Consider the following 14,753-nt stretch of genomic DNA (forward strand, 5'->3'; position numbering starts at 1 on the left):
TCGGGCCTGGCGGTAGCTGGGCGCCCCTGCAGTCCGCTCACATCTCGTACACGGTGCGTCCGTCGATCACCGTCCGCACCACGCGGGTCTCGAGCAGCGACGCGGCATTCGAGGGGAACGGATCCGTGTCGAGCACAGCGAAGTCGGCCCCGTAGCCGACCGCGATCCGTCCGCGCCGGTCACCCTCGCCGATGGATGCCGCGGCATCATGCGTCGCATGCACGACGGCGCGATGCAACGGGAGCGCGTACTGCGGATGCACCGCGGGCACGGACGGATCGAGCGCGGAGGCCCGAGTGGTCGCGACGTGCAGGTTCGCGAGGGCGTCGAGAGGGGCGGTCGGCGCATCGGTCGAGAAGGCGAGGAGCGCTCCTGCGGCCTCGTACTCCGGCCAGGCGAAGGCGCGGTCGACGCGGTCGTCGCCGAGCTGTGCCGCCCAGTTCGCGAAGATCGCCGGATCGGCGTGCACGGGCTGCATCGACGCGGTCACGCCGAGGCGCGCCATCCGCTCCGCCGTGCCGGGGGCGGCGTACTCGAGGTGTTCGATGCGATGACGGCGCGGGATGTCGCCGTTGATCGCGATCGCCTGCTCGATGGCGTCGAGCGCGAGCGTGCTCGCCTGATCGCCGATCGCGTGCATCGCGATCTGCAGGCCCGCGGCATCCGCGGCGACCACCACCGGCACCAGCCGCTCCGCAGGCCAGATGGGCGCGGCGTTCGTGCCGTCGGCGTACGGCGCGCGCATCGCGGCCGTGCAGGCGTCGATCGTTCCATCCAGCACCAGCTTGATACCGACGACGCGCACGGCCTCGATCGACCCCCGCGCGCGGGCGATCGCCGTCTCGACCTGCTCGAGGTTGGCCGCGTCGTCTCCGGTGTTGCCGACGAACCAGTGCGCGGCGATGCGCAGGGGCAGGGCGTCACGTCGCTCCGCACGCTCGAGCGCCGCGAGTCCGAGTTCGTCGAACGCCATGTCGACCGCCCCCGTGACGCCCGAGGCGAGGTACGCCGCGACCGCGCGGTCGACGGCGGCGTCGCGCTGAGCGTCGGTCGCCGCCGCGTCGCGCTGCGCCCAGGCGTACTGCTGAGCGGCGGTCTCATAGAGCATGCCGGTCGCCTCGCCCTCGGAGTCGCGCTCGATGCGGCCGCCGAGGGGATCGGGGGTGTCACGCGTGATGCCGAGTTCATGCAGCGCCGCCGTGTTCACCCAGCAGGAGTGGTAGTCGTTCGCATCGAGGTAGACCGGGATGTCGGCGACAGCCTGATCGATCATCGCGGCCGTGGGCGCGCCGCCCGGCACCGCGTCGAACAGCCATCCGCGCCCGCGCAGCACGGTCGTCGAGGACTCACGCGCCGCACGCAGCCGGGCCTGGATCTCCTCGAGCGTGCGGGCGTCGGTCAGACCGATCTGCCCGAGTGACTCCCCCAGCATGAGCAGGTGCGTGTGCGCGTCGATGAAGCCGGGCAGCACCGAGCGCCCGCCGAGATCGATGATGTCGTCCGCCGACGGAGCATCCGCCTCCGTGCCGACGAACGCCAAAGTTCCCTCGTCGACCACCACGGCGTCGGCGCCCTCCGGCTCACCGGTGAAGAAGCGTCCGTTGCGGAACAGGGTGCGGGTCATACGGCGACCTCCGTGGGGGTGACGGGCGCGCCGCGTTCGGCGCGGGTGGAGACCAACGCGACCGCGCCGGCGGGGATCGCGAGCGCGAAGCTGGCGACGCCGAGAGCGATCGCGAATCCCTCGTAGCCCAGCAGGCCGACCAGTGCCGCGCCGATGACGGGCGTCAGCGCGGAGCCCACGAGATAGACCGCGAGCAGCGGACCGGACCAGCGACCATCGGCATCGAGGGCCGCCGATGTCGCCACGAAGTACATGAAGGCGATCGCGTAGATGGTGTTCCAGGCGACGAACACCACGATGAAGACGGTGGGATCGGTGACGTAGCCCTCGACGATCTTGAGCACTCCGCCGAGTACGAGCAGCACCACGAGCGGCACCGCACGACCGAGACGGTTGCCCACGGCCATCAGCAGCAGTGATCCGAGGAGCCCGCCGGCGGTCGCGCCGCTCAGCGCGAGACCGAGGCCTTCGGGGGTGAGCCCGGCCTGGTCCGCGCCCATCACGCCGGCCATGGCCCACAGCGAGTCCTCGCTGACCGCCCACAGCGCGAAGACGACGAGAAGCCCGAAGCCGGCGATGGTCGTGGAGCGCGAGCGCACCGACGAGACGCGCACGGTCCCGGTCGGCGGGATCTCGATGGGCATCGCGTCGCCGACCGCGGCCCCGGCCTGCGGGCCCAGCACAGGGGCGGCCGGAAGCCAGACCGAGACCGCGATGCCGAGCACGCTGAACAGGGCGAGCGTGCCGAACACGTCGATCGGCGCCAGACCGATCAGCGGGATCACGGCGAGCACCACCGTGATGACGGCGCGGTTGGCGAGTCCGTTGAATCCTGCGACGCGGTCGGGGTTGCGGAACGCGGCGAGCGCGGCGCCCGATGCGGCCACGGCCCCGCCCGCGCCCGCTCCGCCGATGAGGAGCGCCGGCAGCATCCCCGCGGGGAACAGGGCAGCCACGGCGAAGCCGATCGTGGCGATGCCGAGTCCGACCCGGGCGACGGCGCGACGGTGACGCCCGGCGCAGAGCGGCGCGATGGCCAGACCGGTCACGGCGGTGAGCAGCAGCGTGGCCGTGATGAGCCAGCTCGCGGCGAGCACGTCGATGCCGAGTCCGGTCTGGGCTGCGGTGATCATGTACGGCGAGAGATTGACGCCGAGGTAGCCCGCGATGCCGATCGCGAAGGTGGCCGTGGCGGTGGGCACGCGCAGGGGGACGCGGGTGGTGAGGTCGAGGGTTGTCATCAGACTCCAGGAGGGATGATGCACGAGTGTGCGGCGAGGTGGTGCTGGAGGTGCGAAACGGCCGACATTCAAAACGAATGGTGTTCGTCAACGAATGGTGTTCACTATTATGCACAGGAGGGGTCTCCGTGGGAAGAGGCGTCTTCACAACGATTTCGACCATTGAAGGAGAAGGTCCATGCCCCGGCCGTCCACTCCGCTGCTGTCGCCCGAGATCATCGGCGACGCGGGCCTCGCGCTCTCCCTGGCCGGCGAACCCTTCGGCGTCAATGCCATCGCCCGCCGCCTCGGCGTGCGCCCGTCGTCGCTCTACAACCACGTCGACGGGATGGACGGAATCGTCGAGCTCATGCGCGGCGAGCTCGTGCAGAAGTACCGCGTCGAATGGGAGGGCGGCACCTGGGACGAGTACCTGGTGGCGCTGCTGCGCGCCCAACGGCGGATGTACGCCGAGCACCCGCAGCTCGTGCCGCTCCTCGTCGGGAAGACCATCACGCACCCCGCCGTCATCGCCGCCTACGACGACCTCGCCACCGCCCTCGTCGACGGCGGCTTCCCCCTCGACGACGTGCTGCCCGTGATCGGGGTCATCGACGCCTTCGCGATCGGCTTCGGGCTCGACCTGGCCTCACCGGAAGACGTCTGGGACCCCTCGGACGAGACCCGGACGCTCGGGCTGATCCTCGAGGGATCTGCTCGGGGCGCGGCCCGGTCGGACCGCACGTTCGAGCTGGGCGTGCAGCTGCTGGTCGACAGCCTGCGCGCGCGACACGCGGGCTAGGCCCGCCTCGAGGTTTTGCGGGTCAGTGCTTCAGGAAGCGGATGCCGCCGGAGCCGCCGTCGACGCGCGCACGATCAGCTCTGAACCGAGCGTGGCCACGTCGTTGATCGCGACCCCGGCGATCGACTGCAGCAGCAGATCGACGGCGAGGGCTCCGCTGCGCTCGATCGGCATGCGTACCGTGGTCAGAGCCGGGGTCACGGCGCCCGCCAGGTCGATGTCGTCGATGCCGACGATGCTGACGTCGGCAGGGCAGCGGCGTCCGAGTTCGAGCATGCCGGCCTCGAGGCCGAGGGCGACGAGGTCGTTGTACGCCACGACGGCAGTGGCCCCGCTGGCGGCGGCCGGCGCGGCGGCGGCACGACCACCCTGGATCGACGCCGCGTGGTGGCTGAGGCGCGTGAGACGGATGCCGTGGCGCTCGCACGCGCGCTCGATGGTGTCGGCGCGGCGCACGTCGGCCCACGATCCGCGGGGTCCTGACGCGTAGGCGATGTGCCGGTGACCGAGCGCCACGAGGTGCTCGATCGCCTGCGTGGGGCCGTGCTCGGGGTCCATCAGTACGCACGGCACCCCGTCGATCTGCCGGTTGACCACCACGGTGGGAGCGGCACCCACGAGCGCCAGCACGTCGGCGTCGGGCAGGCGCGGCGAGCAGAGCAGCATGCCGTCGAGCTTGCGGGCCTGCTCGATCTGCTCGCGTTCACGGCGCAGATCCTCGTCGGCGTCGAACAGCACCATGCGGTGGCGCCCGTGCCACGCCTGGCCCTGCACGGCCTTGAGGAGTGTGGCGTAGACGGGGTTCGACACGTCGGGCACGACGACGCCGAACGTGCGCGTCGCGGTCGCGGACTGCGGGGTCGCGTACCCCAGATCGGTCGCGGCCTGCAGCACTCGCTCGAGCGTGGTCCCGGCGAGGCGATCGGGTTCGCCGAACGCGCGGGAGGCGGTGGCGATCGACACGCCTGCCCGCCGTGCCACGTCCGTCAAAGTCGCTGCCACGTTCACCTTCCGCTTCTTGCTCACTCTATGATCGTGCATCGTCGATGTGAAATGAGTTGACAAGTTTGTACAACTCATACATCATCGTTTACATGACGATCATCGCCGATCACCCTCAGCCCGATCGCGCCGGCATCCTCCACCTCGGACTCGGCAGCTTCCACCGGGCACACCAGGCGGTCTACACCGCCGCGGCCCTCCCCGCCTCCGGTGGCGACTGGGGCATCATCGGCGTCGCCTCCCGCTCGCGCACTGTCGTCGACGCGATGCACGCGCAGAACCTCCTCTACTCGGTCGCGACGATCTCCCCCGACAGCACCTCCCTTGTGGTGCCGGGCGTGCACACCGACGCCTTCGTCGGTGCCGAGCAGCCCGAGCGCGTCGTCGCGCAGATCGCCGACTCCGGCATCCGCATCGTCACCCTCACGGTCACCGAGAACGGCTACAGCTACTCCGCGGCCACCCAGCACCTCGATCTGGACGACGCGACCGTGCGCGGCGACCTCGCCGGCGGATCGGCCCGCTCGACCATCGGGCAGCTCGCCCGCGGTCTGCAGGCCCGCGCCGCCGTCGGGGGTGCTCCGATCTCGGTGCTCAGCTGCGACAACCTCGCAGCCAACGGAAAACACACCGAGAAGCTCGTGCGTGAGTTCCTGCAGGCGCTGCCTCACGGCGAGGGCGCCGACACGCTCGCCTACCTCGACACCGCGGTCTCGTTCCCGTCGAGCATGGTCGACCGCATCGTCCCCGCCACCACGCCCGAGCTGCGCGAGCGTGTCAGCGCGCTCCTCGGCACACGCGACGAGATCCCGGTTCCCGCCGAGCCGTTCACCATGTGGGCGATCGAGGACGACTTCGCCGGCGGACGCCCGGCGTGGGAGAACGGCGGCGCGGTCTTCACCTCCGAGGTGGCGCGCTACGAGCAGATGAAGGTGCGGCTGCTCAACGGCACGCACTCCCTCATCGCGTACCTCGGAGCGCTCCGCGGCGTGGGCACGATCCCCGAGGCGATCGGACTCGACGACATCTCGAGTGCCGCGCTCCGCGTGCTCCGCGGCGAGTACGAGCCGTCGATCGAGGTGCCGTCGGGCGTCGACATCCGCGACTACGAGACGCAGCTGTTCGAGCGCTGGGGAAACAGCGCGCTCGGCCATCGCACGAGCCAGGTCGGCACCGACGGCTCGGTCAAGCTGCGCCAGCGGGTGCCCGAGCCCGCCCTGCTCGCACTCGGTCGTGGCGAGATGCCGCACCTGATCGCCCTCACCATCGCCGGCTACCTCTCGTGCATCGCGCCGCTGGGCGGTTTCGACCCGGGCGCGCACGCCGCCGCGATGTCGGATGCCGCGCGCGAGCGCCTCGCCCCTCTCGCCGCCACCGCGCGCAGCGGACGCGAGCTCGCCGAGCGCGTGATCTCCGACTTGCAGCTGTTCGGCGACGGACTCGCCGGGCATGAGGCGTTCATCGGCCGTGTCGGAGAACTGATCGATACGATCCAGCGTCGAGGCGTCGAGTCGGCCATCGCCGACGCCGTCACGGCATCCCAGACCCTCACCTCATCACTCACCAGCGCGAAGGAGATGCAGCCATGAAGGCTCTCGCCATCCACGGCAAGGAAGACATCCGCTGGGAGGACCGCGAGGTCCCCACTCCCGGTGACGGCGAGGTGCGCCTGCGGGTGAACTACGTCGGCATCTGCGGCTCCGACCTGCACTACTACTTCCACGGCGCGAACGGCGAGTACACGATCCGCGAGCCACTGACGCCCGGACACGAGCTGTCGGGCGTGGTCGACCTCGACCCGTCCGGTCGTCTGGCGCCGGGCACGCCGGTGACCGTGCACCCCGCCCGTTACGGCCCCGTCGTCGCGGGCCTCGAAGACCACCCGCACCTGCGCCCGGGCGGCGACTACTTCGGCAGCGCCGCGGCAGACCCGCACCGTCAGGGCGGAGCATCCGAGATGCTGATCGTCGAGGCACCCATGATCCGCGTGCTCCCCGAGGGGCTGCCGCTCGAACGCGCCGCCCTCGCTGAGCCGCTCGCCGTCGCCATCCACGCCGTGAGCCTCGCCGGTGACATCACCGGCAAGCGCGTGCTGGTGATCGGCGCCGGACCGATCGGTCTTCTGGTCGTCGCCGCCGCACTGCACGCCGGAGCCGCCGTCGTCGGCGCGAGCGATGTGCGCACCGAGCCTCTCGACCGCGCCCGGGCTCTCGGCGCGACCGAGGTCTCGCTGGTCGGCCGCGACACCATCGAGAACGAGTCCTACGACGTGGTCTTCGAGTGCTCCGGCGTCGGAGTCGCGCTGACGCAGGCCGTGCGCGCCGCTCGCCGTGCCGGCTCGATCGTGCAGGTGGGCATGCTCCCGAACGCCGACATCGGTGTGAACCTCGCCCCCATGCTCGCCAAGGAGCTCACGATCCGCGGCGCCTTCCGCTTCTCCACCGAGATCGACGACGCGGTCCGCATGCTGGCCGAGTCCGACGCCCTCGACTCCGTCGTCTCCCATGTCCTCCCGGCATCCGACGCCGTCCAGGCGTTCGAGCTCGCTCGCGACTCGTCCGCCTCGGCAAAGGTCCTGCTGGCCCTCTAGCGCTTCACCCCGCGCCCCCGCGCACGACGCACACCACATCCACCCCCTCTGTTCCTGGTCCGAAGGAGTACCTCCCATGTCCGAACCGCAGTTGACGGCTCCGGCCGTCGATCCCGCAGCGAAGAGGTCCGTCCGCGACCTCGTGCGCGCCGCCATCTCCGGGTGGCTCGGCACCGCCCTCGAGTTCATGGACTACCAGCTGTACTCGCTGGCAGCCGCGCTCGTCTTCGCCGATCTGTTCTTCTCGTCGGAGGACCCGGCGATCGCCGTCGTGGCCGCGATGGCGACCTACGGCGTCGGCTACGTCGCCCGCCCGGTCGGCGCGTTCTTCTTCGCCCGCCTCGGTGACAAGACCGGTCGCACGAAGGTGCTGTTCTACACGATCCTGCTGATGGGGCTCGCGACCACCCTCATCGGATTCCTGCCGACGTACAACCAGGTGGGCATCCTCGCGCCGATCCTCCTCGTGCTGCTCCGTATCGCGCAGGGCTTCGGCGCGGGTGCCGAGATCTCCGGCGCCGGCGTCATGCTCGCCGAGTACGCACCGGCGAAGCGCCGCGGCATCATCGCGTCGCTCGTCGCACTCGGCACCAACTGCGGCACCCTGCTCGCGTCCGGCATCTGGGCGATCCTCCTCGTCGCGTACAGCGAGCAGGAGGTCATCGACTGGGCATGGCGCATCCCGTTCATCGGCAGCGCGATCATCATGCTCTTCGCCATCTGGGTGCGCTTCAACCTCAAGGAGACCCCGGTCTTCGAGGAGCGCGACGACGTCGTCGACGGCAAGGCGCTCTCGAAGGAAGACGCCCACAAGCTCGCCACCGAGACCGGCGACGTCCGCACCCTCGAGGCGATGCAGCGCAAGCCCTGGAAGGCATTCTCGATCGCACTCCTGCTGCGCTTCGGCCAGGCCGGCAACTCGGGCATGATCCAGACGTACCTCATCAGCTACATCACCGTCGTACTGCTGCTGGACCGCTCGATCGGCGTCAACGCCGTGATCGTCTCGTCGCTCGTCGCATTCATCACCGTTCCGCTCTCGGGCTGGCTCGGCGACCGCTTCGGCCGCAAGCGCATGTACATGATCTGGGCGATCGTCGCCCTCATCGTCATCATCCCGACGATGCTCATGATCAGCAGCGGCGTCACGCTGCAGGTCTTCATCGGCTACGTCGTGCTGCACAACCTCGCCGTGATGAGCTTCGCCTCACTCGAGAACCTGACGCTGCCCGAGCTGTTCGGCTCGCGCAACCGCTACACGTTCACCGCCATGGCGCGAGAGATCGCCGCCATCGTCGCGACCGGCGCCGGCCCCGTCATCGCCGCCGCATGGGTCTCGGCCGTCACCGGCTCGTTCATCCCGATCATCATCATGCTGTTCATCTTCACGCTGAGCGCGCTCATCGCGTCGATCTGGATGCCGGAGGTCGCCGGCCGCGACCTCACCGATCCGCGCGACGCGATCTGACCGACCAGACCACCGACCCGGGTGCGGTCGCCTCGGCGACCGCACCCACACCACTGAGGAAACCGATATGACCATCGAGCTCGTCGACGTCAACATCACCAGCCCCGGCCGCAACTTCGTGACGCTGAAGATCACGACCTCCGACGGCATCACAGGGCTCGGGGATGCCACGCTGAACGGCCGCGAGCTCGCGGTCGCCTCCTACCTCGCCGATCACGTCGCGTCGATGCTGATCGGCCGCGACGAGGACCGCATCGAAGACACCTGGCAGTACCTGTACCGCGGGCCGTACTGGCGCCGGGGTCCGGTCACCATGGCCGCGATCGCCGCCGTCGACATGGCGCTGTGGGACATCAAGGCCAAGAAGGCCGGGATGCCGCTGTACCAGCTGCTCGGCGGCGCGAGCCGCGAGGGCGTGCGGGTCTACGCCCACGCCTCGGGCACCGACTACGCCGCGCTCTCGAACGCGATCACCGGCTACAAGGAGCTCGGCTTCACCGCCGTGCGCGTGCAGACCGGTGTTCCCGGGCTCGGCCAGATCTACGGCGTCTCGGCTGCCGGTCCCGGTGTGCGCTACGACTACGAGCCCGCCAAGCGCTCCGGCGATCGTCCCGCCGAGGAGACGTGGGACACCCGCAACTACCTCAACCACATGCCCGGGGTGTTCTCGCAGATCCGCGAGGAGTTCGGCACCGACCTGCGCATCCTCCACGACGGACACCACCGGATGTCGCCGATCGAGGCCGCCCGCTTCGCGAAGGACATCGAGCCCTACGACCTGTTCTGGCTTGAGGACTGCACCCCCGGCGAAGATCAGACCGCGCTGCGGCTGGTGCGTCAGCACTCCACCACCCCGCTCGCGATCGGCGAGGTGTTCAACTCGGTGCACGACTACCAGACGCTCATCACCGAGCGACTGATCGACTACGTGCGCTCGGCGGTCACTCACACCGGTGGCATCACGGCGATGAAGAAGCTGCTCGACTTCGCCGCGATCTACGGCATCAAGTCGGGCATCCACGGCCCGACCGACATCTCGCCCGTGGGCATGGCAGCGGCGCTGCACCTCGACCTCGCGATCCATAACTTCGGGATCCAGGAGTACATGCCCCACAATGAGCAGACGCTCGAGGTGTTCCAGACCTCGTTCACGTTCGATCAGGGCTTCCTGCACCCGGGCGAGCAGCCCGGCCTCGGTGTGGAGCTCGATGAGGATGCCGCGGCCGGCCACGAGTACACCAAGGCGTACCTGCCGGTGAACCGTCTGCTCGACGGGACCGTTCATGACTGGTGAGATCGTGCGGGTCGCCCTGCCGCAGCGCTCCGTCGATTCGCGGCTAATCATCGTCGCCCGCGCGCAGCGCGCCGAGGACTACGACGCCGTGCTCGACGTGCTGGTCGACGCCGGCATCAACAGCATCGAGCTGACGCTGACGACGCCCGGCACGTTCGATCGGCTGCCGCAGCTGCTCGCGCAGTACGACGCGGTCGCCGACCTCGGCGTGGGCACCGTGACCAACGCGACCGATTTGGCGCGGGCGGTCGATGCCGGCGCGCGCTACCTCGTCACGCCGATCACCTCGGCCGCGTTCGTGCAGCAGGCGACGGATGCCGGTGTGCCGATCGTGCCCGGCGGCCTCACCCCGACCGAGCTGTTCGCGTCGTGGTCGGCCGGTGCTTCGGCCGTGAAGATCTTCCCCGCGGGGCAGGTCGGCCCCGGCTACCTCAAGGATCTGCGCGGGCCCTTCCCCGATCTGGTCGCGGTGCCCTCGGGCGGCGGCGATCTGGCGGGAGCCGCGGCCTGGCTGCAGGCGGGTGCCGCCGCCGTGAGCGTGGGCGGTCCGCTGCTCGGCGACGCGTTCTCGGGCGGAGACCTGCGCGCGCTGCGTGACCGGGCGCAGGCCTTCGTCGAGGTGTGCGCGCGGTGAACCTTGCAGCGCCCGCCTCTGTGGTGACCCTGGGCGAGACCATGGCGCTGATGCGCACGACCGAGATCGGCTCGCTGCGGCATGCCCACGGGATGGCGCTGGGCATCGGCGGCGCCGAGACGAACGTGGCGATCGGGCTGGCCCGGCTCGGCGTGCCCGTGTCGTGGCTCGGTCGCGTCGGCGATGACTCGCTCGGCGAGCGTGTGGTGCGCGAGGTGCGTGCCGAGGGCGTCGACGTGCGGGCCGTGATCGATGCGGATGCCGCGACCGGCCTTATGGTGAAGGAGCGCCCGTCCGCGGCATCCACCGCGGTGCACTACTACCGCGCCGGGTCGGCGGGGTCTCGGGTTTCTGACTCGGACCTGCCCGACGGCTGGATCGAGAACGCGTCGCTGCTGCACGTGACCGGCATCACCCCGCTCCTGTCGCCCTCGGCGCGTGACGCGGTGCTCGCCGCGGTCGATCGTGCGCGCGATGCCGGCGTGCCGGTGAGCTTCGACATCAACTACCGGTCGGCGCTGGCCGCGGCATCCGTGGCCGGTCCGATCTTGCGCGAGATCGCCGAGCGCGCCGACATCGTGTTCGGCGGTGAGGACGAGTTCGCGATCCTCTATCCCGAGGCGGCGGCGGTCGAAGCGGCTGCACTGCTGCGCGACGCCGGATGCGCGACGACGGTGCTCAAGCAAGGACCCGGCGGGGCGACGGTGTTCACCGGCGAGTCCGTGGTGGAGTCCCCCGGATTCCCGATCGACGCGGTCGACACCGTCGGCGCGGGCGATGCCTTCGTGGCGGGATACCTCAGCGCGCTGCTCGAGGGTGCGAACGTGCAGGCGACGCTCCGCCGGGCGAACGCCTGCGGCGCGATGGCGTGCCTGGTGCCGGGCGACTGGGAGGCCGCGCCCACACTGCGCGACCTCGAGCGGTTCCTGGCGGGCGACGCCGACCCCGTCCGGCGCTGACGCGCTGACCGCGTCACCCTCGCCCCGCCGGCATCCCTCGCCTCGGCATCCCTCGCCCCGCCCAGCATCCCCGCTCACCCCGGCATCCCTCCTCACCTCGCCGAGTGCACGGCTTCGCGGCGAGCGCACGGACTCTTTGCGCCAACAAGCCGTGCACTCGGCAGCATCCCGTGCACTCGGCAGGGAGGGCGCCGCAGGAGTCAGCGGATCAGGCCCGCCACCAGGGCGTCGATCACGTCGTCGACCGACGTCTCGGGGTCGATGGGCGTCGTCAGACGATCGAGCAGCAGGCCGTCGATGGCGTAGTGGAACAGGGCGATCTCGCGTCGCCCGCCCGGCAGCCCCGCCGCGGAGTTGAACGCGACGTCATCCTCGAACCCCGCGCGCTGCCAGGCTCCCAGCACGGCGGCGACTTCGGGGCGCCGCCCGCCCTCGAGTCGCAGTTCGAACAGCGCCAGAGTGACATCTCGATCGTCCGTGAGGCGACGCACGATGTCGCGGACGTAGTCGGCGAAGAGCGCAGGTCCTGGCTCGGCGGATGCGCGCCGCGCGAGGTCGTCCGCCGTCGGGGCGAGTCGCTCGCCGATGCGCTCGACCATTCCTTCGATCAGCGCGTCACGGCTGCGGAAGTAGTTCGATGTGGTGCCCGTCGGCACACCGGCGGCGACATCGACGGCGCGGTGAGTGAGCCCGCGTGAGCCTTCGCGCGCTAGGACCCCGAGCCCGGCATCCGCGATCGTCCGCCGCCGCGAGTCGTTCTTCACCATGCAACCGACCCTAGCGCAACCACGACAGCTGTTGTACTGTCAACCACAACAGATGTCGTGATGGAGAATCATGCGAGAACTGGTCTACTACGTCGCCGTCACCCTCGACGGCTTCATCGCCGGACCGAACGGCGAGTTCGACGCCTTCCTGTTCGAGGGCGACCATATGGATGCCATCAACCGGCGTTTCGCCGACACGGTTCCGACCGATGCGGCGCGGGCGCTCGGCATCGTGCAGGAACGTTCGCTGTTCGACACCGTGCTGATGGGGTGGAACACCTACGCCGTGGGAGGAGTCGCGAGTCCGTATCGGCACCTGCGGCAGATCGTGTTCAGCCGCACGCGGACGGCTGAGGGCGAGAACCTCGAGGTGACCGACGAGGATCCGACCGACGTCGTGCGGCGGCTCAAGCAGGAAGACGGCGGGGCGATCTGGCTCTGCGGCGGCGGTGCACTCGCCGCGCAGTTGGTCGGCGAGATCGATCGGCTGGTGCTCAAGCGGCAGCCGCTGCTGTTCGGTGCCGGCATTCCGCTGTTCGGCGGCCTTCCCTACGACCCGACGCTGTTCGATGCAGTCGAGACGACGGCCTTCGAGTCGGGCGTGGTGATGTCGGAGCTGGTGCGTCGCGGTTGATCGGTCGCGCGGCAGGACAGGTGATCAGGCCACGTCGAGGATGCCGCGCTCGAGCGCCTCGCGCGCCACGACCTTGTACCCCTGCTGCTCGAAGAACACCGTCATGCGGTCGGCCTCGACGCTGACGACGGTCCCCGCTCCCCATTCCGCGTGCTGCACGGCGTCGTCGGGGCGCAGGTCGTCCGAACCCCCGTCAACCCCTCGCGACGCGACCTCTCGCGGCTCACCCTCCCGTCCGTCCGCGGCGAGCGCATCGCACCGATCGCACGCGCCACAGGCATCCGGCGCCTCCACACCGAAGTAGTCCAGCAGCGCGATGCGGCGGCACCGCACGGCTTCGGCGTACGCCCGCATGACCGCGATGCGCGATTCACGGATGCGGCGCTGCGCATCGTCTTCGGCCCGCACGGCGTCCACGACGTCGTCGCGGGTGCGACCGGCCACCGCGGCGAAGCCCTTCGCGGTCGACGTGGCCGCCCCCACGGCGACGAGCGCTCCGAGCACGCGGGAGGCCACGCGCACCGAAACGCCGCCGACCTCTGCGACCGCCGTCGCGCGCACCCGGCCCTCGGCATGGGTCAGCGCCGTCCACACCGCCGTGACGGCAGCGGGCTTGGCGCGCCCCCCGGCGAAGAACGAGCGCACCGAGAAGTCTTCCGGGCGGTAGTGCAGCACGGCCCGCGCCGGCTCACCGTCACGCGCCGCGCGCCCGATCTCCTGCGCGTACGCGTCGAGCGACTCGGTGACGTCGGCATGCGTGACGAGTCGCACGTCGGGCTTGTCGATCCCCATTCCGAACGCCGAGGTCGCGACCACGACATCGAGTCGCCCCGCCGACCAGTCCTCGTGCACCGCATCGCGCGCTTTCGCGCTCATGCCCCCGTGATACGCGGCCGCGCGGCGCCCGCGCTCAGAAAGTTCCGCTGCGTACTCCTCGGTCTCGCGCCGCGTGGCGACGTACAGCAGCGCCGCTCCCAGTTCGGCGGCCACCTCGTCGATCACGGCCCGGCGCTTCGTCGCGTCGTCTTCGTATCGGCGCACGGCGAGGTGGATCTCGGGGCGGTCCATCCCGCGCACTTCCAGGTGCGGGTCGCGCATGCCCAGGCGTTCGATGATGTCTGTCCGCACCGGCGACGACGCGGTGGCGGTGAGAGCGAGGATCGGCGGATGCCCCAGGGGCCCCACCGCGTCGCCGATCCGCGCGTAGTCGGGGCGGAAGTCGTGGCCCCACGCCGACACGCAGTGCGCTTCGTCGACGACCAGCAGCCGCACGTCGGCCGCGACGAGCCGACGCAGCACCTCGTCACGGGCGAGCTGCTCAGGCGCGAGGAAGACGTACACGGGCTCGCCGCTCTCGATCGCGGCCCAGGCCTCGCGCTCGGCTCGCGCCGACGAGCGGGAGTTCAGCGCGACCGCCGCCGGGGCGTCGGGGGCGGCGTCGATCGAGGCGACCTGGTCGCGCTGCAGCGCCAGCAGGGGCGAGATGACGAGGGTCACCCCCCCGAGTTCGAGCCCGGCGATCTGGTAGACGGCCGACTTGCCGGCGCCCGTCGGAAAGACCACGAGCGTGTCACGGCCGCGGACGACCGAGGTGATCGCCTCGGCCTGCCCCGGCAGCAACGTGTCCCATCCGAACGCCTCGCGAGCGGTGCGTCTGGCGTCGGCGAGGGTCGGGGTCGTGGTCACGCGGCAGCATCCTTCGAGTCGGGGGTGGAGCGTCCACTCAAGCCGAGCGCCCGGCCCAACGCGAGGACCTTGA

At 70.4% G+C, this 14,753-nt stretch carries 13 protein-coding genes; 8 read left to right on the top strand and 5 right to left on the bottom strand.

Annotated features, from left to right (window positions below; genetic code table 11):
* Nucleotides 1-37: 37 nt before the first annotated feature.
* Nucleotides 38-1,624 carry an amidohydrolase gene (locus AC2D10_RS11240; RefSeq protein ID WP_484707760.1) on the bottom strand — a complete coding sequence of 529 codons (1,587 nt, stop codon included), beginning with the start codon at nt 1,622-1,624 and terminating at the stop codon, nt 38-40.
* The gene (locus AC2D10_RS11245; protein ID WP_484707761.1) at nt 1,621-2,865 is read right to left on the bottom strand and encodes an MFS transporter; all 1,245 of its coding nucleotides are present in this window, start codon (nt 2,863-2,865) and stop codon (nt 1,621-1,623) included. The genes AC2D10_RS11240 and AC2D10_RS11245 overlap by 4 nt, the downstream gene beginning before the upstream one ends.
* Nucleotides 2,866-3,043: 178 nt before the next feature.
* Here AC2D10_RS11245 and AC2D10_RS11250 point away from each other — a divergent pair, with 178 nt between their 5' ends.
* Nucleotides 3,044-3,646, top strand: a complete 603-nt coding sequence (locus AC2D10_RS11250) for a TetR/AcrR family transcriptional regulator (protein ID WP_484707762.1) — start codon at nt 3,044-3,046, stop codon at nt 3,644-3,646.
* 30 nt (nt 3,647-3,676) lie between these two features.
* Here the strand turns inward: AC2D10_RS11250 and AC2D10_RS11255 are convergent, their stop codons facing one another.
* The gene (locus tag AC2D10_RS11255; RefSeq protein WP_484707763.1) at nt 3,677-4,672 is read right to left on the bottom strand and encodes a LacI family DNA-binding transcriptional regulator; all 996 of its coding nucleotides are present in this window, start codon (nt 4,670-4,672) and stop codon (nt 3,677-3,679) included.
* Nucleotides 4,673-4,740: 68 nt separating this feature from the next.
* Here AC2D10_RS11255 and AC2D10_RS11260 point away from each other — a divergent pair, with 68 nt between their 5' ends.
* The 6 genes from AC2D10_RS11260 to AC2D10_RS11285 all read left to right on the top strand — a co-directional run bounded on the left by AC2D10_RS11260 (nt 4,741) and on the right by AC2D10_RS11285 (nt 11,593).
* The gene (locus AC2D10_RS11260) at nt 4,741-6,237 is read left to right on the top strand and encodes a mannitol dehydrogenase family protein (protein ID WP_484707764.1); all 1,497 of its coding nucleotides are present in this window, start codon (nt 4,741-4,743) and stop codon (nt 6,235-6,237) included.
* On the top strand, nt 6,234-7,238 hold the full coding sequence (locus AC2D10_RS11265; protein WP_484707765.1) for an L-idonate 5-dehydrogenase: 1,005 nt from the start codon (nt 6,234-6,236) through the stop codon (nt 7,236-7,238). Before AC2D10_RS11260 ends, AC2D10_RS11265 begins: the two co-directional genes overlap by 4 nt.
* 76 nt (nt 7,239-7,314) lie before the next feature.
* Entirely contained in the window at nt 7,315-8,706 is a 1,392-nt protein-coding gene (locus AC2D10_RS11270; protein WP_484707766.1) for an MFS transporter, read from the top strand.
* Nucleotides 8,707-8,773: 67 nt separating this feature from the next.
* On the top strand, nt 8,774-10,000 hold the full coding sequence (manD, locus tag AC2D10_RS11275) for a D-mannonate dehydratase ManD (RefSeq protein ID WP_484707767.1): 1,227 nt from the start codon (nt 8,774-8,776) through the stop codon (nt 9,998-10,000).
* A complete protein-coding gene (locus AC2D10_RS11280) occupies nt 9,990-10,634 on the top strand; it encodes a bifunctional 4-hydroxy-2-oxoglutarate aldolase/2-dehydro-3-deoxy-phosphogluconate aldolase (RefSeq protein WP_484707768.1) in 645 nt (214 codons plus the stop codon). Before manD ends, AC2D10_RS11280 begins: the two co-directional genes overlap by 11 nt.
* Nucleotides 10,631-11,593 carry a sugar kinase gene (locus tag AC2D10_RS11285; RefSeq protein WP_484707769.1) on the top strand — a complete coding sequence of 321 codons (963 nt, stop codon included), beginning with the start codon at nt 10,631-10,633 and terminating at the stop codon, nt 11,591-11,593. Before AC2D10_RS11280 ends, AC2D10_RS11285 begins: the two co-directional genes overlap by 4 nt.
* Nucleotides 11,594-11,793: 200 nt before the next feature.
* Here AC2D10_RS11285 and AC2D10_RS11290 read toward each other — a convergent pair whose 3' ends face one another.
* Complete coding sequence (locus tag AC2D10_RS11290; protein ID WP_484707770.1) at nt 11,794-12,360, bottom strand: TetR/AcrR family transcriptional regulator; 567 nt, start codon at nt 12,358-12,360, stop codon at nt 11,794-11,796.
* Nucleotides 12,361-12,430: 70 nt separating this feature from the next.
* Here AC2D10_RS11290 and AC2D10_RS11295 point away from each other — a divergent pair, with 70 nt between their 5' ends.
* Complete coding sequence (locus AC2D10_RS11295; RefSeq protein WP_484707771.1) at nt 12,431-12,994, top strand: dihydrofolate reductase family protein; 564 nt, start codon at nt 12,431-12,433, stop codon at nt 12,992-12,994.
* A gap of 24 nt (nt 12,995-13,018) precedes the next feature.
* Here AC2D10_RS11295 and AC2D10_RS11300 read toward each other — a convergent pair whose 3' ends face one another.
* Entirely contained in the window at nt 13,019-14,680 is a 1,662-nt protein-coding gene (locus tag AC2D10_RS11300) for a RecQ family ATP-dependent DNA helicase (protein WP_484707772.1), read from the bottom strand.
* Nucleotides 14,681-14,753: the final 73 nt, after the last annotated feature.

The organism is Microbacterium sp. PI-SA-G, from assembly GCF_057215335.1.